This window comes from Corallibacter sp., from assembly GCF_048381695.1.
Taxonomy (GTDB): Bacteria; Bacteroidota; Bacteroidia; order Flavobacteriales; family Flavobacteriaceae; genus Corallibacter; species Corallibacter vietnamensis.
Genome location: NZ_JBLXHI010000001.1, coordinates 104,260 through 128,149, shown reverse-complemented (window position 1 = coordinate 128,149; position 23,890 = coordinate 104,260). Strand labels below are relative to the sequence as shown.

Annotated in this window: 19 protein-coding genes and 1 tRNA gene; 12 read left to right on the top strand and 8 right to left on the bottom strand. The window is 29.7% G+C overall.

The features are described from left to right. Positions 1 to 40: 40 nt before the first annotated feature. Together ACN5J3_RS00600 and dusB are read left to right on the top strand one after the other, a co-directional pair. A complete protein-coding gene (locus tag ACN5J3_RS00600) occupies positions 41 to 2,467 on the top strand; it encodes a TonB-dependent receptor domain-containing protein (protein ID WP_418510404.1) in 2,427 nt (808 codons plus the stop codon). A 56-nt stretch (positions 2,468 to 2,523) separates the two neighbouring features. Continuing rightward, complete coding sequence (gene dusB / locus ACN5J3_RS00595) at positions 2,524 to 3,516, top strand: tRNA dihydrouridine synthase DusB (protein WP_344726914.1); 993 nt, start codon at positions 2,524 to 2,526, stop codon at positions 3,514 to 3,516. Here dusB and ACN5J3_RS00590 read toward each other — a convergent pair. Together ACN5J3_RS00590 and rbfA are read right to left on the bottom strand one after the other, a co-directional pair. Beyond that, entirely contained in the window at positions 3,513 to 4,718 is a 1,206-nt protein-coding gene (locus tag ACN5J3_RS00590) for an ABC transporter permease (RefSeq protein WP_418510403.1), read from the bottom strand. The two genes, dusB and ACN5J3_RS00590, sit on opposite strands and share 4 nt — an antisense overlap. Next, positions 4,719 to 5,114 (bottom strand): 30S ribosome-binding factor RbfA, encoded by a 396-nt coding sequence (rbfA, locus tag ACN5J3_RS00585; protein ID WP_344726910.1) that lies wholly within the window; start codon positions 5,112 to 5,114, stop codon positions 4,719 to 4,721. Between the two features lie 125 nt (positions 5,115 to 5,239). On the opposite strand from rbfA, the gene mce reads away from it, so the two are divergent. The 10 genes from mce (at position 5,240) to ACN5J3_RS00535 (ending at position 13,224) form a co-directional block, all read left to right on the top strand. Next, positions 5,240 to 5,644 (top strand): methylmalonyl-CoA epimerase, encoded by a 405-nt coding sequence (mce, locus tag ACN5J3_RS00580; RefSeq protein ID WP_418510402.1) that lies wholly within the window; start codon positions 5,240 to 5,242, stop codon positions 5,642 to 5,644. A gap of 49 nt (positions 5,645 to 5,693) precedes the next feature. Then, a tRNA-Ile gene (locus ACN5J3_RS00575) sits at positions 5,694 to 5,770 on the top strand. 91 nt (positions 5,771 to 5,861) lie between these two features. Beyond that, the gene (locus ACN5J3_RS00570) at positions 5,862 to 6,716 is read left to right on the top strand and encodes a hypothetical protein (protein WP_418510401.1); all 855 of its coding nucleotides are present in this window, start codon (positions 5,862 to 5,864) and stop codon (positions 6,714 to 6,716) included. Positions 6,717 to 6,830: 114 nt separating this feature from the next. Further along, the gene (locus tag ACN5J3_RS00565) at positions 6,831 to 7,118 is read left to right on the top strand and encodes a helix-turn-helix transcriptional regulator (RefSeq protein ID WP_418510400.1); all 288 of its coding nucleotides are present in this window, start codon (positions 6,831 to 6,833) and stop codon (positions 7,116 to 7,118) included. Between the two features lie 3 nt (positions 7,119 to 7,121). Further along, positions 7,122 to 8,006, top strand: coding sequence for a hypothetical protein (locus ACN5J3_RS00560; RefSeq protein ID WP_418510399.1), 885 nt, complete (start codon positions 7,122 to 7,124; stop codon positions 8,004 to 8,006). Between the two features lie 70 nt (positions 8,007 to 8,076). Next, a complete protein-coding gene (locus ACN5J3_RS00555; RefSeq protein ID WP_418510398.1) occupies positions 8,077 to 9,312 on the top strand; it encodes a phage integrase SAM-like domain-containing protein in 1,236 nt (411 codons plus the stop codon). Between the two features lie 77 nt (positions 9,313 to 9,389). After that, positions 9,390 to 10,262 (top strand): AAA family ATPase, encoded by an 873-nt coding sequence (locus tag ACN5J3_RS00550; protein WP_418510397.1) that lies wholly within the window; start codon positions 9,390 to 9,392, stop codon positions 10,260 to 10,262. Continuing rightward, a complete protein-coding gene (locus ACN5J3_RS00545; protein WP_418510396.1) occupies positions 10,225 to 11,253 on the top strand; it encodes a DUF3871 family protein in 1,029 nt (342 codons plus the stop codon). Before ACN5J3_RS00550 ends, ACN5J3_RS00545 begins: the two co-directional genes overlap by 38 nt. 101 nt (positions 11,254 to 11,354) lie before the next feature. Next, positions 11,355 to 13,001, top strand: a complete 1,647-nt coding sequence (locus tag ACN5J3_RS00540; protein ID WP_418510395.1) for a hypothetical protein — start codon at positions 11,355 to 11,357, stop codon at positions 12,999 to 13,001. 34 nt (positions 13,002 to 13,035) lie between these two features. Continuing rightward, positions 13,036 to 13,224, top strand: a complete 189-nt coding sequence (locus ACN5J3_RS00535) for a hypothetical protein (RefSeq protein ID WP_418510394.1) — start codon at positions 13,036 to 13,038, stop codon at positions 13,222 to 13,224. A gap of 57 nt (positions 13,225 to 13,281) precedes the next feature. Here the strand turns inward: ACN5J3_RS00535 and ACN5J3_RS00530 are convergent, their stop codons facing one another. From ACN5J3_RS00530 to ACN5J3_RS00505, 6 genes are all read right to left on the bottom strand, one after another. Beyond that, positions 13,282 to 13,899, bottom strand: coding sequence for a hypothetical protein (locus tag ACN5J3_RS00530; RefSeq protein WP_418510393.1), 618 nt, complete (start codon positions 13,897 to 13,899; stop codon positions 13,282 to 13,284). 205 nt (positions 13,900 to 14,104) lie between these two features. Further along, positions 14,105 to 15,943 (bottom strand): DUF262 domain-containing protein, encoded by a 1,839-nt coding sequence (locus tag ACN5J3_RS00525; protein ID WP_418510392.1) that lies wholly within the window; start codon positions 15,941 to 15,943, stop codon positions 14,105 to 14,107. Between the two features lie 32 nt (positions 15,944 to 15,975). Continuing rightward, positions 15,976 to 16,191 (bottom strand): hypothetical protein, encoded by a 216-nt coding sequence (locus ACN5J3_RS00520; protein WP_418510391.1) that lies wholly within the window; start codon positions 16,189 to 16,191, stop codon positions 15,976 to 15,978. A gap of 45 nt (positions 16,192 to 16,236) precedes the next feature. Next, positions 16,237 to 19,464, bottom strand: coding sequence for a helicase-related protein (locus ACN5J3_RS00515; RefSeq protein ID WP_418510390.1), 3,228 nt, complete (start codon positions 19,462 to 19,464; stop codon positions 16,237 to 16,239). Then, positions 19,461 to 22,370, bottom strand: a complete 2,910-nt coding sequence (locus tag ACN5J3_RS00510) for an Eco57I restriction-modification methylase domain-containing protein (RefSeq protein WP_418510389.1) — start codon at positions 22,368 to 22,370, stop codon at positions 19,461 to 19,463. Before ACN5J3_RS00510 ends, ACN5J3_RS00515 begins: the two co-directional genes overlap by 4 nt. Continuing rightward, positions 22,367 to 23,833, bottom strand: a complete 1,467-nt coding sequence (locus ACN5J3_RS00505) for a DUF2779 domain-containing protein (protein ID WP_418510388.1) — start codon at positions 23,831 to 23,833, stop codon at positions 22,367 to 22,369. The genes ACN5J3_RS00510 and ACN5J3_RS00505 overlap by 4 nt, the downstream gene beginning before the upstream one ends. Positions 23,834 to 23,890 lie beyond the last annotated feature (57 nt).

Genomic DNA, 23,890 nt, shown 5'->3' with positions numbered 1-23,890 from the left:
TGTTAAAAACAATCTTTATATTGCAGAACTTAATCGTTTTATGAAATTTAATATCAGTATTTTTTGTTTTCTTTTAGCCGCAATACCTATGGTTGGTGTTTGCCAGGAAATATCAATATCAGGTACTGTAAAAACTGAAGAAAACATCCCTGTTTCTTTTGCAAATGCAGTGTTATTATCTGAATCTGATTCTACGGTTGTAAGTGGAGCTTCAACAAATGACCAAGGTTACTTTATCATTGATAATATAGAAGAAGGAGATTATAAGCTAAAAATTACTTTTATAGGTTATAATGACTATACAAAATCACTAACAGAACTTACAAAACATATTGATTTAGGGACTATTGTACTTCAAGAAAATTCCGAAACCTTAAGCGAAGTTAGTATAACAGCTAAAAAGCCCACGGTAAAAAAAGAAGCAGATCGATTAGTATTTAATGTTGCAGAAACAGCATTATCAGAAGGTAGTTTATTAGATGTAGTAAAAAGCACACCAGGAGTTTTAGTCTTTGACGGAAAAATTTTGATAAAAAACACTGTTCCTACAGTTTATATAAATGATAGAAAAGCACAATTAACCTCTAGCGAGCTTCTTCAACTTTTAGAAAGTTCACCAGCAAATACTATTCAATCTATTGAAGTAATCACCAATCCACCTGCAAACTATGATGCAGAAAGTGGTGCTGTTTTAAATATTAAAATGACTAAAAACCTAGCTACAGGTTATAGAGGTAGTGTTTATGGTAATTATACTCAAGGTGTGTTTCCTAGGTATAATGGAGGCTTAAATCAGTATTTTAAAACAGATAAAATAAATGTTTTTGCCAACTATAGCTATACGCACAATAAGATTAATAGAGAAAATGACGATACGGTATTTTACCTTGACCAAAACAATGAAATAGACGAGGCTTGGCAATCAAACATAAAAAGAAACACTTGGACAAAAACGCATAATGTAAACTTTAATATTGATGTGTTTTTTAATGAAAAAAATAAAATGAATGTTTCATCAAATATATTGTTAACACCTTATTTTAAATACAACGTTAACAACAACACAAATATTTATGATGAAAACAATCTCTTTTTATCTCGATTTGATACCCAATCAACATTTAAGGATAAAAAACACAATCTAGATTTTGATTTAGGATATACTCATACCTTTAATGAAGGCTCTGGAAGCTTATATTACAATGGTCATTTTACAACGTACAAGTATGATAGAACACAAGAAGCTTTAAGTCAGTATTACGACCAAAATAATGTTTTTATCAACCCAACAGCCTTTGATACTGATGCTAATCAAAGAACAAATATTTTCACCTCTCAAATAGATTATAACTTACCGCTTAAAAACTCGGGATCTCTTGATTTAGGAGTTAAATTTTCAAATGTTAAAACCGAGAGTGATATAGAAAAAAATGATTTTGATTTTAATACAAATCAAACAGTCTTCAACTACACATATTCTAACGCATTTAACTATGACGAATCTGTTTTTGCTGCTTATGCTAATTTTAATAAAGATTGGACAAAGTGGAGCCTAAATGCAGGCTTAAGAGTTGAACAAACTGACATTGAAGGCGAATCTCTTACTACAAACCAAACAAACACCCAAAGTTACTTTGAGTGGTTTCCAACAGTTAGCCTTAAATTTCAAGCATCAGATAATTTTAGTGTTTATACAAACTACAAACGAAGCATAACAAGACCTGATTTTAAAGACTTAAACCCATTTACGTTTTTCCTAAATGATAATACATTTGTAGTAGGGAATCCAAACTTAAAACCTGTTTTTACTGACCATTATACGTTTGGAACAAACATTACAGAGTATTTTACCTTTGAAGCTTATTACAAACGAAGTCAAGGTAATATTTATCAATTGGCAAGGCAGAATAACGCCACAAATCAGATTACCTATTCGCCAATTAATATTAACGAAACCAGAGAATACGGTTTTGATTTTGTAACATATTTTAACGTAACACCTTCCTGGTTTTTATATGCAGTAACCTCATTTTATAACATTCAAGACCAAACCCAATTCGGACAAGAGTTAGTAACTTTAGACGAGTGGTCAAATTATAGTGTTTTAAACAATACCTTTTCTTTTTTAAAGGATAAAAGTCTATCTGTAAACGCTGCAATAACATATCTGTCATCTTATTTATATGGCTTTTCAGTGGTAGAAGACCGTTTTCTTTCAGACTTATCAGTTACCAAATCAGTATTTAATAGTAGAGGTGTTTTATCTTTAAGTATTAGCGATGCTCTAAACAAAGCCGATTTTAAAACATCTACACAATATGACAATCAGTATAGCCACTACAATACAGACCAAGATACGCGCTATATAAAATTAGGCTTTAGGTATAAATTTGGAAATATTAAACTTCAAACCAATGAGCGCCATAAATCTATACAAGAAGTAGATAGAATAAAAGATTTAGATTAGCATAAATAATCACATAAAAAGATTATTGATTAATTTTGCCTCAAATAAAAATTATTGTGATTAAAATAGGCAACATAGAACTTCCAGACTTTCCATTACTTTTAGCACCAATGGAAGACGTTAGTGATCCTCCATTTAGAGCGCTTTGTAAAGAACAAGGAGCTGATGTGGTTTATACCGAATTTATTTCAAGTGAAGGCTTAATTCGTGATGCAGCAAAAAGCACCATGAAACTCGATATTTACGAAAAAGAGCGTCCTGTTGGTATTCAAATATTCGGAGCCAATTTAGACAGCATGCTAAAAACAATAGATATTGTTGAAAAATCTAACCCTGATATTATAGATATTAATTTTGGATGCCCTGTAAAAAAGGTAGTAAGTAAAGGTGCTGGAGCAGGAATACTAAAAGATGTTTGCCTAATGGAAAGCTTAACAGCCGAAATGGTTAAGCGAACCAATATTCCTATTACGGTAAAAACACGTTTAGGATGGGATCATGATTCTATAAGAATAGTAGAAGTTGCAGAACGCTTACAAGACGTAGGTATAAAAGCTATATCTATTCATGGCCGTACACGTGCTCAAATGTACAAAGGCAATGCAGATTGGAAACCTATTGCGCAAGTAAAAAACAACCCTAGAATGCATATTCCGGTATTTGGTAATGGTGATGTAGACTCACCAGAACGCGCTATGGAAATGCGAGATGATTACGGTCTAGATGGATGTATGATAGGGCGTGCCACTATAGGAAATCCTTGGTTTTTTAAACAAGTAAAGCACTTTTTTAACACCGGAGAACATTTACCTCCTATTTCTCTTCAAGAGCGTGTAGAAGCCGCGAGAAGGCATTTACAAATGTCTATAGATTGGAAAGGTGAGAAGCTAGGTGTTTTTGAAACCAGACGTCATTATACAAATTACTTTAAGGGAATTCCAAATTTTAAAGAGTATAGAATGAAAATGGTAACTAGTGACGAGTCAAAAGATGTCTTTGCTGCTTTTGATGAGGTTTTAGATGTTTTTTCAGACTATCAGTTTGCTTAAACAGATACTAGTGGTTTTGTAATTCTTACCGATGCAATTTTTGCAGCAATAACGCCCAAAACAGAAATTGTTACAAAAACAATTATAGCATTATCAAACCTTAAAGTTACTGGGTAAGGTAGTGATGCTGTAAGCATAATTAATGAAAATTGTTGTTGAAGAAATATAATAATATACCCAATAATTAATCCAACAATACCACCTAAAATAGCCATTAAACTTCCTTGAAAAAAGAAAATTCTACGAATATCTTTTATAGTTGCTCCTAGATTATATAAGGTGTTTAAGGTTTTTTTCTTATCTAAAATCATCATAATTATAGACCCAATAACGTTAAAAAGCGCAATAATTAAAACCAAGGTAAAAATAAGATAAACCGCAAGGTTTTCTGTATTAAGCATTTTATAAAGCGCGTCGTTTAATTGTGCTTTGTTTTTTAAAACTATAGTATCTCCAAATATAGTATGTAGCTCTTGTCTTGCTTTATCCTCGGTAACACCATCTTTTAGTTTAAATTCTATGCTAGATAATTGATTGTCTTCATAGCTTAAAAGCGCTTTAGCCATTGCTATAGGTGCATAAATGTATTTGTCATTAATTGTTTCGTTAACATCAAAAACACCAATATTAGCAGCATTAAAAGAATTATAAATTTGATCTAATGAAGTAATCTGACCTTTTCCTGGTTTTATGACATATAGGTTTACAGTTTTACCATAATCTAAAACGCTAAACGACAGATTGTTTGATATACCCCAACCAGAAACTATTTGATTAGTGCCTTGAGAAAGCCAGCTACCTAATGATATAACATCGTCTATTTTATTTACAACATTATAATTTTCATCAACACCCTTTATATATGCATTAGGATAGTTTTTTCCTTCAAAAGAAACAAAAACACGCTCTTCAATAACTTTTGAGTATGATGCAATACTTTGTAAACTATCTAACTGTGATAATGTTTCGTTTGTTACTATAAATGTTTTTCCAGTTGCAGGTTCAGCCTTTAAGTCAGGATCAATAATAGATGTAAATTGAAGGGTAAAATCTTTAAGCCCAGAGAACCCAGAAAGTACTATAAACAATGACATAGCACCTAAAACAACTCCAATAGCAGCAATAACAGTAATAAAATTAATAGCGTTATTTGTGCTTTTAGAGCGCAGGTATCTTTTTGCTATATAAAAAGAAAAGTTCAATTAGGACTTTTTACGTTTGTCTAATAGGTTAGGATCATTAAGCGGGTTATCTTTCCCTTTTAAGGATTGCTCAATTTTATCAATATATTCTAAAGAGTCATCAATAAAAAACTCCAGCTGCGGCATACGTCTTAATTGATGTCTTGTACGTTGTGCTAGTTCATGTCTAATTAATGGCGCATTAGACCGAATACCTTTAATTAACTCTTGACCTTTGTCATTAGGAAAAATACTTAAATATACTTTTGCTACAGATAAATCTACAGTAACCTTAACTTTAGAAACTGATATTAAAATACCTTGCATACCACCTTGTGTCGCTGCATTTTGAAGTACTTCAACTAAATCTCGTTGTAGTACAGATCCTATCTTTTTTTGTCTTTGACTTTCTTCCACGCGGTTGTTTTTTTAAGTTTTGTAAAAACAATAAAGTGTTTTTCAATATGCAAAAATAACGGATATTTAAAGATTATCTTACTTTTGATATTAAAATTAGTACCTTAATTTACAAATAAAGATTGATGAAAAAAATTGAACACATAGGAATTGCGGTAAAAAGCCTAGAAACATCAAATACATTGTTTTCTAAATTATTTGGAAAACCACATTATAAAATAGAAGACGTTGTTAGTGAAGGCGTTAAAACATCTTTTTTTCAAGTAGGAGAAAATAAAATAGAACTCCTTGAGGCAACAAATCCCAACAGTCCAATAGCAAAATTTATAGAAAAAAAAGGAGAAGGTATTCATCATATCGCTTTTGATGTTGCTGATATTCAGTTAGAAATAGCGCGCCTTAAAGAAGAAGGTTTTGTTGTTTTAAATACCGAACCTAAAAGAGGAGCAGATAATAAATTGGTTGCATTTTTGCATCCAAAATCAACAAACGGAGTACTTATTGAACTTTGTCAAGAGATAATTGAATAAATTACTTGTAAGGTTTTAAAATAAGTAGTAATATTGCACTCCAATTTCGGGTCCTATAACTCAGTTGGTTAGAGTATCTGACTCATAATCAGAAAGTCCCTGGTTCGAGCCCAGGTGGGACCACCAGTAAAATCAAGCCTTACAGAAATGTAGGGCTTTTTTTGTGCTTTCAGGTTAAACATAGGTTAAACATTTTAGATTTTCTTATGTTTGATATATGAAAAGTACAGCAGAAAATCCATTTGCTTTTTTAGAATGGTATTTTGAAAAGCAAATAGAAAAAGACCTCAAAGAATTTTATATAAATATAACAGAAGAGCTATACTTCAACAATATAGATGAAGTTGATAAAAACACTCATAGCGTTAAAGTCTTAAATATTCATCATAAAGATGAAATTGATTCTGAATACTTAACCTTTACGTTTGAAGGTTCTATTAAAAGTAAGCTCAATGCTGAAATTCAAAATACCATTAACTTAATAGAACAAGAGCTTCAAAAACGATTTTCTGACAAAAAAGAAGTAAAAGCCTATGCAGATTTTTTAAGAATTAAGATTAGGCATATAGAATCTTTTAAAACAATTAAAGAGTTTTCTTTTTTAGAAAAGTATTTAGCCCAAATAAAAGACACTGTTAACAGGTATTCAGCCGAAGTAAAATTTTATGGCTTTACACCATCATTTACATTATTGGCTGAAAATGAAAAAGACCAACAGGAAAAAATAGAAAAATTATACAACTTATTAATAGAACCTCCTTCCTTAATAAATTCGACAAAAGAAGAATTTTTTAATGCATTTACAGGTAATGAAGTAGTGGAAGGAATCCATTGGTTAGTTGTTGGAAAAAGTAAAAGCATCTCTAAATCATCATTATTTTACTTTATAAATGAGCTTATTAATGAGAAACATTTAAGCCCAAGTATTATTAATGACCTTAATAAATATGTTCTATTTACTTTCAGAGATAATAGTGGTAAAGAATTAAAAAATTTAAAACAATCCAAAGCGACTATATCTAATAATCCTGCTCAAAAAGAGAGGATAGACACCATAATTTCTTCACTTTAAAAAATAGCTTTACCATACAGTCAAGGTATAGTAAAAGTATGTAAGGCTATATTGCCCATTTCTTTGTTTCAATATTAACAAGGATATGCGCATATCCATAATTCATTTGAAATTATGGAATTTATCCAGAAGCAATTAAAGGAGATAATAGCTTTACTTACAAAGCAAAACTTATTAGAAAAAGAATTTTTCACACTTGAAGAGGCTGCTCTTTATTTAGGGCAATCAAAAAGTAGTTTATACAAACTTACAAGTAAAAAGGAGATTCCTTTTTATGTGCCTGGTGGCAAAATGATTTACTTCAGAAGAAGTGAACTTGAATCATGGATTGTTGACAGCAAAGTTGATACTGTTGACGAGCTTGAAGCAAGTATAGACAATTATCTATCTCAAAAAGTATAGGCTATGATAGATTATTCGAGGTCATGTTATCATAGAAAAGGAATGTTTGAATTTTGGGTTTTAAACCATGAGGATTTCAACCCTGAATATTTTACGGATAAAAAGACAAATAGAATGATTTATCCAATTAGAGCCAAAGAAAATGGGTTTTATATTGAGATAGACAAATACAAGGGCTTTTTCATGGCAAATTATAAAGAAATTCACAATAGTTATAATTCTAAATTCATTAAAGCATGTAGAAATATGACTTATTCAAAGTTTAAAGATAGTTTAAGTATACAGCTTTCAAATATGTTTAAACCTTTAGATACTAATATAACAAAGCTTAAAATAGGTTTTTGGGTTGATTTAAAAATGGATGTAAGAACATTCCTCAACACTCATTTGATATTACACAACTTTAGTTATTACAATTTGAATAAGTTACCTGGCAAAAAGAAGGATTTTATAGAATTTAAATATGATGAATATTCTATTGAATTATCAACATGTACCAGTAAATCAAGTTCTAAAAATAAAAGAGGGAAAATGAAAATCATTTGGAATATTGAAGATAAAAACCAGTTTAAACTTTCAAATCCCCTAAACATTTCTGAACTATTTAATGAAGAAGTATTAAGAGTATTGTTTGATGGTTACATTAAAAAATTTAATGAGCTTATAATAATAGATAAGTCCAAGATTGTCCTAATTCCTGATTTAAAAGAAAAAGAATTAATGTTAGAGTATAGAGCCTATGGTTATTGGAAGTCATTAAATAAATATAAAAGATACCGTAATAAAAAGAAATTCTTGGAACTAGTCAAAAAATATGAGTTAGATAGCATAAATGTAAATATTAAAAACTCTCTGATTAAGGAATTCTCAAACTTTATTAATAACTGAACAACCTTTTCCTGACTATTATATATATAATTATAAAAGTAAGGAAAAGGTTGCGAAAAACCAGAAACAAATGTCAAGCGTCAAAATATTATTAAGAAACAAAGAAAACAAACAAGGACTTTATCCTGTAATTCTTAAAATAATCAAGGATAGAAAAGTAAAGATTATTTCACTTGGATTGGAATGTGAGTTAAATGAATGGGATAGTGAAAACAGTTGTTTTAAAAAGAACCATAAAAACCATATTCAAAGAAACAGGTTGTTGTTAAAACTTGAAGACAGGGCTTTAAAGATAATTGATGATTACAGAATAGATGATGTTGATTATAGCTTAAAACAATTTGAGCAAAAGTTTAGAGGAAAATCATCAAGCAATACTAAAGTATTTGATTTCTGGAAAGAGCAAATTGAAGATAAGATGCTCACAGGTAGGACTGGTAGTGCAAGAGTTAGTAAAGATACTTTAAGAACACTTTCAAAGTACTATAAAAAATCAGATTTAGAGTTCAAGGATATTACACCTTATTTCTTGAATAAGTTTGAAACCTATTTAAGAAGAAGAGGTTATACAGATGGTGGTTTAGGTGTTAGAATGAGAGAATTAAGAGCCTTATTTAACAAAGCTATTGAGAATGGAATTGTTGATGAGAAATACTATCCTTTTAAAAAGTATAAGGTTTCAAAATTTAAAAGTGGGAATGTAAAAAAAGCACTAACCAGAGAACAGGTTAAGAAAATTGAAGAATTAAATGTTTCTAATTATCCTCATTTAGTAAATGCCAAGAACTATTTTATGTTCAGTTATTATACAAGGGGAATGAACTTTTATGACATGATGTTTTTAAAATGGAGCAACATAAGCAATGACAGAATCCATTATAAAAGGTCAAAAACAAAAGGTAATTTTTCAATAAAAATTATTGAGCCTGTAAAGGAAATTTTAGAGTACTATAAGAGCCAAAACAGACCAACTGATTATGTGTTTCCAATTTTATTAAAAAACAAGATGACTCCTCAACAAATAGAAAACAGAAAAAATAAGGTGTTAAGGAGATATAATAAAAGACTATCAGAAATGGGAAATCTTCTTGAGATACCTATGAAAGTTACATCATATACAGCAAGACATAGTTTTGCTACTAACTTGAAATATGCAGGAATATCAACTGATATTATAAGCGAGCTTTTAGGGCATACTGATGTTAAAATTACCCAGTCTTATCTCAAGGATTTTGAAGATGATATTATTGATAGTGCAGTAGACAAACTACTTGAAGAACCAAGACCTCATTTAGCAGTAGCATAAAGATAAAGCCTCAAAGTAGAGGCTTTTTTAATACCCATATTTAAAATAATTAAGAAAAACCTTAAAACGTATTCATTATGAAATTAAGAAAATCAGAAAGAAAACAAGCCAAGATTAAAATGGCTTTACAAGGTTCAGCAGGTTCAGGAAAGACTATGAGTGCTTTACTACTTGCTAAAGGATTGACTAATGACAATCTTTCCAAAGTAGCTGTCATAGATACAGAGAATGGCAGTTCAGACCTCTATGCCCATTTGGGTAATTATAGTGTACTTAATATGCAACCACCATATACACCAGAGAAGTACATTCAGGCAATAAATATATGTCTTGAAGCAGGAATGGAATGTATAATAATTGACAGCATTTCCCACTGTTGGGATGAATTGTTGGACTTCCATAGTAAGTTGCCAGGTAACAGTTTTACAAATTGGAATAAGGTGACACCAAGGCAAAAAGCATTTGTAGATAAGATTCTTCAATCACCAGCTCATTTTATTGCAACCATGAGAACAAAACAGGATTATGTTCTAAATCAAAAGAATGGCAAATATGTTCCTGAAAAGGTTGGATTGAAAGCAGTACAGAGAGATGGAGTAGAATATGAGTTCACATTGGTTTTTGATATTGACAGCAAACATTTTGCAACAGCCAGTAAGGACAGAACAAACTTATTCAATGGCAAACCAGAGTTTATGATAAGCACAGCCACAGGCAAAAGAATCTTGGAATGGTGTAATGCTCCAAGTTCACAAGAAGATGTCTTAAAACGCATTAATGAGTGTTTGTCCATAAGTGAATTGATGAAACTTTATAAAGAGTTTCCACAATTTCAACAGCCTTTGAATGCTCAATATCAGAGTAAGAAACAACAATTAGAGAATTTAGTTAAACCAGAAAATTTTAGTTCAAATGGAATTAGTAAAAGTACACCACAGTCAGGAGAGTAGCATACTTCCTCCTTCTGATGGTATAAAACAATCTTCCTCAATTCTGGAAGTACCATCAGCAAAAAATAAGCAGAAAATCAATCCATTTATAGAGGCTAACACAAAAGAGGTTAGCCTTAATTGTTTAAAGGATGAATGTATTATTCCTGTGTTTGCCAAGGACAATGAAAGAACCATAGCCCACCAAGAGTTTATTGAGATTGCCCAGGAATGTGTTGAGAGTGTCTTTGACCATCAGCAAATAAACAAACCTGAAATAAGAGTAAGTCATCAGATTAAGGGTAGGACAAGTGATGCCATACACAAATCAGCTAATGAATTATTGGAGCATGAGAAAACCCAATATTTTGAGAGAATGGCATTTGTTATCAGGATACCATCAATCACAGAAACTATTAATGGTAATACTCTTTCCCTGATGGTAGGTGGAGTAAGGAGTTATAACCATGAGAACCTATACAGTAAGAGGACTTATGAAAAGTTCAAATTCTTTATAGGATTTCAGAATATGGTTTGTTGCAATTTGTGTATTTCTTCTGATGGTTTTGCTTCAGAAATGAGAGTAGGTGGTTATGAAGAATTACAAACCAAAATTCTTGAAACCATACAAGGCTATGAAGCAGAAACCCATATCAAGGCAATGCGTGAACTGACTCAACAGAGTTTGACAGAACATCAATTTGCTCAACTTATTGGGAAAACAAGATTGTACAATTATTTGCCTAAAGACCAAAGAAAGGAATTACCTCAAATGGACTTTGCAGATAGACAATTAAACTCAATTGCAAAGGATTATTATGAGGATAAGAGCTTTTGTAGAGATGAAAATGGGAACATCAACTTGTGGAATGTTTTCAACCTTTTTACATCAGCTAATAAGGGTTCTTATATAGATTCTTTTCTGGATAGAAATGTCAATGCCTTTGATTTTACAAATGGATTGGCACAAACTCTCAATGGGGATTCCAAGTATTCTTGGTTTTTGAATTGAGTTGAAAAAAACCCTTATATATTTTGTATGAGGGTTTTATATTTCATCTAGGTTCTTTTAATATATTTAATTATCTTTCAACCAATTAAATAGAATCATTTTTGAAAAATAATAACTCTGCTTCCAGTAATTCTGATAGAAACAACTCGACTGATAAAGGTAGTTTGAAATATGCAGTTTATGACATAGCTACTGTTAAACAACTAAAAAAGGAATACAAAGAAAGTACCAAATCATATGTTCCAGAGAAAACAATATTGGATGAGTTTATTAGTAGATATAATATTGTTGGATTTGATGAGAGTCAATCGAGATATATTGACTCATTACAATCTTATTTAAATCATTTAAGACCTGACTTAAAACTTTTAATTGAATACCCTTACACAGATAAATTATATAGGGATGCTTATTATTCTTACTATTCAACCTTGAATAGAACTATAAACAAAAACTGTATAAGAATATCTATATATGATTATGATTTAACTTTAGATGATTTTACTAAAAAAGAGTCTAGAGAAAAAATACAAGAGGAAAATGTTTATTTAGGATTTTTTGTGCTGAGACCTACTGACAGAAAAAGAGTTGGTAGAAGTTTTATAAACCCCAAAGCGCTAATATACCCAAATTGTATAATTACTAAGCTGAAAAGTAGCTCTTTAATAAAAGGTGTAAGTCTAACCACAGAGGGATTTCCTCATTCTGCACAAGATGGTAAAGTACATACCTGCTCAGAAACATCTATTTGGAGTCTCATGGAATACTTCGGAGGCAAGTATAGTTATTATAGGCAGGTGTTGCCATCTACAATACTAAGCGTTTTAAAAAAGGTTTCTTATGAAAGACAAGTTCCATCAAAAGGTTTATCACCAAGACAAATAGGATATACTCTAAGAAAATTTGGATTTGGTTCAAAATATTATAGCATTAATAAGTTTAAAAATAAGTTACCTTATATTATAAACGATTATGTAGAATCTGGTATTCCTGTTCTTACAATTGTAAGAAGAGAGTCAAACAATGATTTCCATGCTGTATTAATGATTGGTCATGAAAAGTTAGATTCAAATAAAATTGACTATTGTAATAAGCCTTATGAGATTTCAATAAATCATAAATATAAAGAAGCTAAAATCAGTGTTTCTGACAGTTTAGATATTACTACAAAGAAGTTTATTGTTATAGATGATAATCAGCCACCATATCAAAAGAGTACTCTAGATAAACCATGTTCTTATTCTAAGAAAATGAATGATGCCAAAATACATGGTTGTATTGTCCCTCTGTATCCTAAAATATATTTAGATATAGTTAGAGCTAGGCAGTTAGTTTATGAATTACTCGAAAACGAAATATATGGCTATAGACAAGGCCCTGACAAAATAATTTTAAGACTTTTTTTAACATCTTCAAGGTCATTTAAGAGAGAAATTATGAATGATGAAGCATTGCCTGAAAGCTATAGAGAAGCAATAGTTGATTATATTATGCCTAAATTTATATATGTAGCTGAAATTTCATCTAGTGAATTATATAAACAAAATAAAGGTCTAGGTTATATAGTTTTAGATTCAACAAGTACCTCAAGCGATAATTTTGATAATATTGTATTATTTGCTTTATATACTGATAGATTAATTCTTAGAATAAATGATAATTCCTTACCTTTTGTTATTAAACCTAAAGTGGATACAATAAAAGAGAAACTTAAAAGTTTTAACTTATACGAGAATAATTTAAAATAAACAACTATATTTGCACATTAATAAACTTAAAACTATGGCACTAATTACGAATTCTTTAGATAAACTATTTCATAATAGTGAGGTAGTGAGTGTTACATTTTTAGAAATGGAAGAATCAAGAAATGTAATAAACGAAAACATGGAACAGTTTGTTGATACCCTAAAAGTAAATAATAGTGATGAAGTCGATGATGAGATAAATACTATTATTGGAGGTGAATAAATAGAACTATATTAATTAATATAAAAAGCAGGATTAATTTTTTAATCCTGCTTTTTTTTACTTTTTATCTGATTCATCATCACTCTGAATATCTATATCATTTTCAGATGATGGACTAATATCAATTTTAGGGGTTTCTGTTTTTTGGTTTTCTTCATCTTCATTAGGAGAATCAGAACAATAGTAGTTGAATATCATGTTTTTTTGTTTTTCGTTATCGTTGTGGTTTTGGTCTATTCCATTAAGAATGAATGATAAAAGTATTGAAATAATTATAAAAATAACAGACAAACCATAGTAAAGTTTAATTTTCTTTAATGTTCTTGTGTTTTTAATTATTGTGGCTCTATTATCACTTAATATTTTAGATAACATCTTAACTCTACTCTGTTCAAATAATTCATCATAATTGGATTCTTTTGAACCAACTCCAAGTTTATTAGGCCAAATGACAATTATTATAAGTACCATTCCTATCAAAAAGGCTAAAAGAGGAATGAACCAAAGTTTTTGATTCGTACCAACTAAAGCTATTTTGAAAGTGAAAAAAATAGCACCAAACCCTATTAATACTCCTGCTTTTGATTCTAAATTATATTTATCTGTAAATAATCTATCAATTCTTTCTTTACTTGTTTGAATTAGAAAGTTTAGTTTTTCAATTTGTTCTTCCATAATTTTGAGTTTTTTAATTGATGAGTTATCTCTTTAATGCTAAAACTTTGATAGCTTTTTCTACTAAAAAAATCTTGTTTTCTAAATCTTCATCGTCCAATATTTTAGAACCTTAAAGTCCTTATTTTAAATAAGGACAGTTTTAAAAGCCAATAGAATTTTGTCTAATTGCTATTATTTCAATTATTAAGGTGAAATTATATTTTTAATTCCATATAATCTTAACAATGTCAAAAAGCAATCTGTGTCTCTCTTCTAATTCTTCAGCCCCAAATTGTTCATAAGGTTTAAAATTCAATTTATACTCATTAATCATTTTAGTAAAGTCTAACTTTGATTTATAAGCATCTGCCCTCAAGGTTTCATTCCAATATAATGTATTAGCATATGACTTTAGCTTCTTTTTAAAAGTTTCATTATTACTAGATATATTGTCTAATCCTTTTAATATTAATAGCCCACCAAGTCTATTTCTCTCTCTTTCAAATAACTCTTCATCATTATTAAAAAGAGCTTTATTCTCATCATTATGGGAAAGTATATGTTCAATATGAAAACCATTTACTGAACCTGTATTTTGAACTAAATTGTAAAAGGTTTGTTTCATTTCCATTTTTGTATTTGTTGCAATAAATTTTTCAATTCTTGCGTAGAAATACCTTTTAAACCTTTTATCTAAGTCAATTCCTGTGTCTTTGAACAAGCCATAGTTGAGTTCCTTTTCTACTTGTACCCCTCTAGCATCAGAGAGTTGTTGAAGTAAATATTTGCTAAAAATAGAATCAATTTCTTCTAAAGATTTATTTCTCAAGTCGGCACTAATCTTATAAATATCAGTAGCAAATGAATTGCTATTATAACTTCTTTGTAGCTGTAGCAGACAAAACATTTTGTCCAAATTTTTACTAATGGAAAATATTTTTTCTTCTTCATGTTTATCGTTTAACTCACAAGCAGATAATATCAATAAAAATTGAGTATTCATTTGAGTTAAATTATTGTAAAACACAAAAGGTTGATTCTCATGAAAGTTTTGATAATATTTGTAGACCTTAGCATATAGATTCGTGAAATATACAAAATCATTTAGCAGAAATTTCTTTACACCTTTAGGGTTATGATTTAATTGAAGGGTTTTATCATATTCTTCTTCAAACATAACTCTATGATAATCTTTGTCAAATTTCTGAGCTACACCCCTTGTGTCAGATAACTTACCCTTTAAATAGTATGTGAAAAATTCATCAATTTCGTCGTCTTTATAATCATTAATAAGTTTTACTTGTGTGTCCCAAATCTCATTAAAATTCAAACTTACTAATTCATCTTTATCAATTTGACCTAACAATTTTCCTTTGAGAATTTCATATGGTTTTAACTTAACACCTCTATCATTAATTACCTCAAAAACCATAGGAACATCTGTTTGTTTGACATCAAGATTTATAAGTACGAGTCTTCTCAAAAAGTAAAAAACAAAGGTTTCGAAGGTGTTTTTGTCTGTAAGCGTATTTAGTGTTTTTGATATTTCTGCATAATTTTTCACCATATTTTGTGCTGTTATGCCAGAGTCAGTATTAATACTATTCAATTCCTTACCATCAAATAAGTCTTGAAGTGTACTAATATGAGCTGTATGATTCATCCAGAACTCTTTTTGAAATCCTGATTGCCCCATAATCTTACTTTTTATCCAATCAATTAAATCAGAATTAAAATGTTCAGCTAAATGTTTTAATTTAATCAGTATTAAAGTAAGTGTTGTTAATCTTTGTTGACCATCTACGACAAACAATTTTCCTTCTACTAAATTGGTAACATAAGTGTTTAAATAATACCACGAATATTTGTCAATATTTTTATCAATAGGAATATCTGAATCTTTGTTTTTTTTGTATTCCTCATTAAATCTATAAAAAACATCATCTAATAACCTTTTTACAGGAACTTCATTCCATTTATATTGCCTTTGATAAAAATCTATATAGTATGTAGTGTTTGAAAAAACTCTATCTATGTTTTGTTTGTCTGGTGATATATCCATCTGATTGAATTTTAGATTGTTTGTATTTTGTTCTAGTAATTAATTAATATTACTCTTGTTTCACTTTCGATTCTTTGAAATCCATGCTGAATTAAATAATTATTAATTGTTTCTGTTACAGGGATATTATTATATAAAAAACTATAATTTGGAAACAATCCCTGATTTGCCATTGCCCATTGTCTAGGTGTTGTATGAATTAAATTATTATCTTCATCAAAATAAATCACGTAATGTCTTCTATACATACTTCAATTATTTAAGAGTTTTCACTGTTTTTTCTGATGCTTGTTTTATATAAAACTCTCGCTACAAATTGTTTTAATGGATTGTGTGTCCATTTCAACTGCTTGTTTTTGAAAGTTTTCAATTTGATTTTTAGAAACTAATTGTTCAAGAGCTTCAAGCATTAACTCATCAGATAGTTTCTGTTTTTTTAATGCTCTTAATTCTGTTTTGGCATAATCAGGGATTTCTTTTTGAAATATTCGGTTAAGCCTATCAATCTTTGGTTTTAATTCTTCATTTGTTACATTGAATAAGGTGTAAGTGTCTCTTAAACGTTTTTGAAAATGTTTTTGTTCATTGGTTATATTGGCAGCACTAAAATGAAGTTGCCTTTTCTTGATTTCATCCTTAAACTTTTTGTAGATGGGCTTTAAGTTTTTGGTGTGGTTTTCAATAGCAAAATTTACAGCTTCTAATTTGTTTGAATCTACTTTAATCAGTTTAAGAATTTCACCAATGGCTTCAACTCCTTCCTTACCATCATGAAAATATAGCCTATTAAGATTTCCTGTTTTTAAGAATGCAAAAGTTCCTTTATTATCAGAGCTTTGTGCTGTTCTAATACCATCTTCAAGATTGATAATTCTATTATATTCTTTGGGGTCATCAAGCTCCAATTGATTTAGAACTTTTTCAGCTTCATCAAAAATGGTTGATATACCACCATCAGCATCAAGAACATCTTCGCTCATGTCCGAATAAATGGAGAATACACTTTCCTCATTTAATTGCTCTTCATCTGATAGTATATGACTATCAGAACCAAAAATTTGATGAATTTCATTAATTCTTCTATTTACTCTACCTCTTAAATCTAACTCTTGTTCAATATTATCATCTGGTAAGAAATTATAAACTTTAATCTCATCTGCATTACTGCCAATTCTATCAATTCTACCAATTCTTTGAATAAGTCTTACAGGATTCCAATGGAAATCATAATTCACTACTATATGTGCATCTTGTAAATTCTGTCCTTCACTTAATACATCAGATGTGAAGAGTATTTGTATTTCCTTTTCACCTGGATTTAAACCTAAATTATTAGTTTGTGATATTGGTGAAAAACGCCTTACCAAATTGCTTTTATCTTCAGCTTTAGTTTTGGAGGAAGAAATCCTTTCAATTTCAATACTTGGAAATAACTCTTTGGTTCTCTTATACAAATACTCAACAGTTTCAGTGAATTCAGAAAAAACCAGAATTTTTTCAGCTTTATTTGGTTCTACAACTGTTTTTATAAATTGATTGAATTTAGAATCTTGTACTTGATTATTAACTATTGGTTTGATTAATTCTTGAACCTCTTTCAGAATACTTATATCGTATATAATTGCTGCAACTAAATCATCTTTTCTAAAATCTTCAATAGGATACTCATTAACTCTTAATCTGTTGGTATCTGTATCTTCATCAAAATTTAAAAATAGTTCTAAATGGTCTGCTTTACCTGTAATTACTAACCCTCTTTCTTCTATTGATTGTAGAATATATTCATTACGTTTTATCATTCTGTTTAATGATGCTAAAAAGGATATGGCAGAACTCTCCAACCTTTTAAACAGCAACATTTTTAATAAGCCTCTAACTAAATCTCCAAAGTGAGAGAGTCCTTGATACATCCTTTCAGACATTCTGCCCTGTTTCAAGAAACTTGTAAGTGCATAAATAGAGTATTGATACCTTTCACTTCTGTTCTCTTGAAATAGTTTGTCTATTAAGTTTGTATAGATACTTGTTGTGCCATTTACAGTATAACTTTCATCTATTTGGTACTCTATGGTTTCAAGAACTCTTTTAGGAAATGAGATGTCCAAAGATGCATATTTAGGATTGTTCTTAATATCATTTCGTGTTCTTCTAATTACAAAATTTTGAAGTAGTTCAGCTATCTTTTGAGGACTGCTCTCATAAGTTTCAAAATAAGTTTTTAGATTATTTGGTGCAATATTTAAATCTGTAACATCACTCTGATGAAACAATTTTATCTGATTATAAATATCCCAAACACTCTTATTTTGAGGTGTAGCTGTTAATAATACTACTTTTTTACCATTTAGGTATGGTGCTAATATCTTATACTTTTGAGTGTCTTGGTTTCTAAAGTTATGAGCTTCATCAATAATTACAACTTCATAACCATCATAAACAGGTTCATCATTTAAGTTATATCCATTAAACTTATCCTCTTCATTTTTATAAAATAATTCACTTGATGATAATATATGGCAGTTTAATTGATACTGTTCTTTATAATCCAACCACATAGGTTTTAGAGATGCTGGACATACTACAAGAGTGTTTTTTCTTTTTTGAGACCAGTACCAAGTAATAATAGCAAGAGCTATGTAGGACTTACCAAGACCAACTACATCTGAAATAAAAACACCATTTTGAGATGTATTTTCATTTTCCAATTTGTTCAATGCCATATTAACTGCATCTTTTTGGAAAGGGAATAAGGTGTTGAAATTAAAAGCACTTTTCTCGTTAATGTGATGCTCTTTTATTTGAACCCTTTCTTTTATGAGATTATAAAGTGTTTTTATGTAAACCTCAAATGGTGTGGCTTGTTTTTGAACCCATGAATTTTCAACCATATCCATAAGTTCTTCACTAAAGGGTTCAGAGTTTTCCCAAATGTCCTCAAACCATTTTTTTACATCTTGTATGTCTTGTTTATGAGAAAGTTCAACATTTAGTTCTGTATTGTTAGCTAAACCACTGATAGATAAATTTGAACTTCCAACAATAGCTATTCCATCACCTAATCCATCATCTTCAAAAATGTAAGCCTTACTATGTAAAAAACCTTTGGTATAAACTCTAATTTCAATTCGGTTGTCTCTAATGAGTTCCCATAAAGCAGAAAGACCAACCTGGTTATCCTCATTCTGCTCCATAAAAGTTAAGTCTTTAGCATACTCGTATTGAGTTATGTTTTTAGCATCCTCCTTTTGAGTTTTATTTTTTAACCTGTCTTGTTTTAGTTTGGTTTGGATATATTCATTAGAACTATGACCTTTAACCATTTCCTCAACAGTTTCGGTATTAGTTCTACTACCAATAACTAACTTGAGGTGCTGTACTTTATGTAGTTTTTCTCTTATGGCTTCAAAACCACTTAAATAAAAATACCCAACAGCCATAGAACTAAATACCGTTTTATCTAAATAGGTATTTACTTTAGTTACAAGTAAGTTATCTTTTTTGTTATCTATTATACTACTCATTCTTTTGTGTCTCTATATTCAATATCATAGTTTATGATGAATTCAGTCTCTTGACTAGTTAAATTGAAATGATTTCCGAGTAAATAATCAATCTTATCAATAACTTTTTTTGAGTTTCTCGCATAGAATTTTTTATACTTTATTAAATCTTTGCCCTTGTTCCTAAATTCTTCAATTTCTTCTGCATGACTATCGAAATCCATTAATAATTCCTTATGAAGCATACCAAGTTTATCTATTAAGTTCTGATTCAAATCAATTGAGAATGGCAGTATGTCATTGTTGACCATATGCCAGGTATCTGAATAAACAATCCAATACCAAAAAAACAAAGTGCTATTCATTAAAGCACAGATAGCATCCCTTGTCTTTTCGTCTTTAAAATAAATTTTTTTGTATGTACTTGAAGTCTTTTCCTCACCGTTTATGTAAAATTTTGGTTCAAAGGGTAAAATAATTTTATAGTATCTACCCCCTGCATTCCTGTAAACCAAATAGAATTTAGAGTTATTAACTGTATAATTAGAAATTTGATTCCTTTGTTTATTAATTTTTTCTAAAATATTTAGGGCATATACGGTGCTTATTTTTGGTATAGAATACTCCTTTTTCAACGAGGATACTTCAATGTAGTTAATGCTGTCGAATAATTCTTCTCTGTTTTCTGAACTCCATTTTAAATACCTTGTACTATAAAGATTTTTATGATTTCCTATTTTATTCAAAATAATTACAAGAGATAAGTCTGCCCCAGTAAACAATTTTGAAGGTCTCTCTGCAAAGCAACTAATCCATAATGATTCTGAATTATTAAGTAAATTATTTTGTGCAGGAAGCATTCTTTTTGTACATATTAATGAAATAGGTTCAATAAAACCTAATCTACCATTTGTCTTGTTTAACAGTTTTATTGACCTTTCGTTAAAATAAGCATAAAGATTAGCACTTTTTATCGTTGCATATCCAACAACCTCATAATTCGCTGTTTTTTTTACTTTTGAATATTCAACATAAGGAGGGTTACCAATAATGACATCAAACCCGCCTTTGTTTATAATACTGTTAAAATCTATAAACCAATGAAATGGATTATCTATATCTAAATCAATTTCATTGTTAACATGGGTATCTAAAAACGATATACTGTCTTTTAATTTATTTAGCTCTTCTTCGTTATCATCATCTTGTTGTACTGACCTATATTGTTGTTTTAAGTCTGTAAGTTGTTCAATTTTTTCTTTTAACACTTTAGGGTCAATAGCTTCACCATCTTTATTAAACAGAGATTTGTAATTATATTCAATGTCATCCCAACTTAAACCACCAACTAAAGAGTTACCTGCATAAATATTAAAATCTATATCTGGTAAAGGTTCAATACTTTTTATGTCTGGGAGGTGAGAAGCTAATTGCAAGAATAAGCGTAGTTTACATATTTCAGTAGCCTCTTCTACAATATCTACTCCATAGAGGTTATTAAGTATTATTTGTTTGGTTAAAAAATATTCTTCAGGATGTTTCTTAATAGTATTTAAAGTGGTATCTAACCAGCTATCATTTTTTGTTTTATCAAATTCTTTAAGTTTAAAAACTGTTTTTTGATATATAGGTAAAAGAATATTTAGAGCTGCAAATAGAAAAGCCCCAGAACCAACAGATGGGTCTAATACAGAAAGCTCTAACAACACATCTTTGTAAAGAAATTTGACTTCATTAAAGTCATCAATACTATCAATGTAGTCACCTATTGCACCAATAACATCTTCATTACTGGTAATAAGAGGGTTAGGGTCTGGTGCTTTAAAACCGTTTTCATTCATTTTATCAAAAATGAAAGGAATAATAGTATTTTTAGAAATATACTCTGTGATGTCCTCTTTGGTATAGTAAGCACCAAGTTCTTTTTGGTTAATATATTTCTCAAAGATATAGCCCAATACATCTGGGTTTATATCTGTATCCTCTTTCATTGGTCTATTGTCCAAATACCAAGTATAGCCATTTAAGAACTCAAGTATTTCCCTAATCAGTTTAGCATCAATACTAATTTTGGTTTGTAATGCAGGTTCATTATAGAGTTCTTTTTTAGGGTTGGCAATAGTATATTTTTTCTCTAAATGATGAGGGTAAAATAAGCCACCATTTAGGTATCTAATTGAACCATATTGGGCAACAAATTTTTCTTTTTCAGGATGTCCATCTCTTCTCGCAAAACCATAAAAGAACAATGGTAAAAGAAATTCTTTGTAGTAATCTTTCCCATTAGCATTTACTTCATCAAACTTTTGCAATAGAAAATCAGAGTTATCTTGAATCACATAATGTTTCTGTAAGAAGTAAATAAACATTATACGGTTCATCATCACAGAGGCATACCAAGATTTATCTTTTTCATCATCAATACCACCAATAGCTTTTTGAAGTTTAGTGTGTATTTTTTTGAACTTGTCAAAAAACTTCTTGGTGATTTTATCACTGGTATCAAATGCTTTTTCAGCATTGATTTGAAGCTCTGTACTATCAGAAGCATTACTTACCTCAAAAAGCTGTAACTTTTCTTTAAAAAGCCTGGTATTTCTACCTATTTCATCATAGGTTATTTTCTTTAGTTTTTTTGAAGTAGCATTGTTATAAAGGTCAAATACTTTCCCATTATTGGACACAAAGAGGAAGTGAGCATTTGGGAAATGTGTTTTTTCAGATTTAATTAGTTTTTTCTGAAATTCAACAATTCTATCAGAACACTCCACAACAATTATATCAAGACCATTGCCATGATATTCCTTGGAGTAATTCAATATATTTTCATTACCATCTAATTCTGGTGTAGGAAGCTCTTGTCCTATAAATTCGTAGTCTAAATTTTCAACAAAAAATTCTTCAAGGGTTTCTTGAAAATTGCTCATAAGTTGATTAGTTTTTTATAAATTTTAACCATAGCCAAAGTATCTAATTTACAATACTCTAACAGGTCTTTTTTTACAGTTTCTACATCATTAAACTCACTTGGGTTTAACATTAATCTGCCCCAAGTATCCAATGCCATAGTACCATTTTGGATTTCTAAATTGGTGTAGGATAACTGTGGCTCTAAAATAGGCAAAACATTTTTAATTGAGGTCCTTCCAAGGAATCTATAATCCACATAAAGGGTGTGAAAAATAGTTTCTAAATCAAACATATTTTGGTTAATGTATTCCAAATAGGATTTATATTTAGGAAACTGCTGCATCATCTCTTTATTTCTGGTGTTTTCAAATGGTGAGTACCAAGAAATGAAAGTACCAGTTTTACCAGTTGATTGTTCCATAAACTCCAAAAGTTTTTCTGGTAACTCCATGTTTTCAGCCAGATGTTCAAAGTGTTTTAATTCACCATCAGCATACAAGGTATGAATAGATACTTGGAAAGTAATATGTTGATGTGGACTCATCCCATCTAATTTAGGCACAGCAGTTGGATAAGTTTCATAATCTATAAAATGCAAAGGAAACTTGAGCTTATTTAAAGTTTTTTGAATTTCTGACTTATCAATAATTGGCTCTTCATTTATATTAGACAAGACTTGTAGTTGTTGCTTTTCACTTAACTTAAAATTGTTAGGAATATCTTTAATTTGTAGCACTCCCAATTCTCTCAACTCTTCAATTTTCTTGACACTTATTCTATTAAGTTCATAAATACTATGCTTTCCAACTTGAGGATTAAAATATTTAAAGGCATCACAATGGTTACTTCTTGTTTTTTCAATACATGAACACTGGTTTAGTTCAATATCCTTTTTTATAAAATTTAAAGCAGCATTTATTTCATTAACAGTTACAGAGTATATGGTATTTACTTCATTTGTAATATCCACAATTTTCAATAAATCTGTTGGTTCAATATCTCCTTGTTTAACATATTCTTTATTTAAGTGAATAATGGAAACCTGTGATATGTTGTAACCACACTCTGTCATAACATACTTTTGAAAACAAGCATCTTTTATATGATTATGCTTACTGTCTGTTTTGATTGAAGAGGAGGACTTAACCTCATAAATGTGCCAAGTACCATCATTTTTCTTTTCTAAAATGTCTATAACGGCAAAAGCACCTTTTTCAGTTTGAAATGAAGGTTGGAAATAATGAGTGTTGTTGTCTTTTAAGGCAAAAGATGTTTGTTCTGGTGTAGTAAAACTTGGTAGTTTTATACCATCTGAAAATAGCTTTTGCGCATAAGATTCAACTTCATATCCTTCTTTAATTAGCTTCTCCAAAAAAAGTGAAAATTCGCCATTTGGATAATCATCTTCTTTGTTCTTTAAAAGCCATAAGGATTCAGGACAGTTTAAGTACTGAATGAAGTTGGTTTTGGTTAATTGCATAGAATAGCTTTTTGATAAAATTTAAGCTACTAATTAGTTATAAGGGAGAGTATAAAT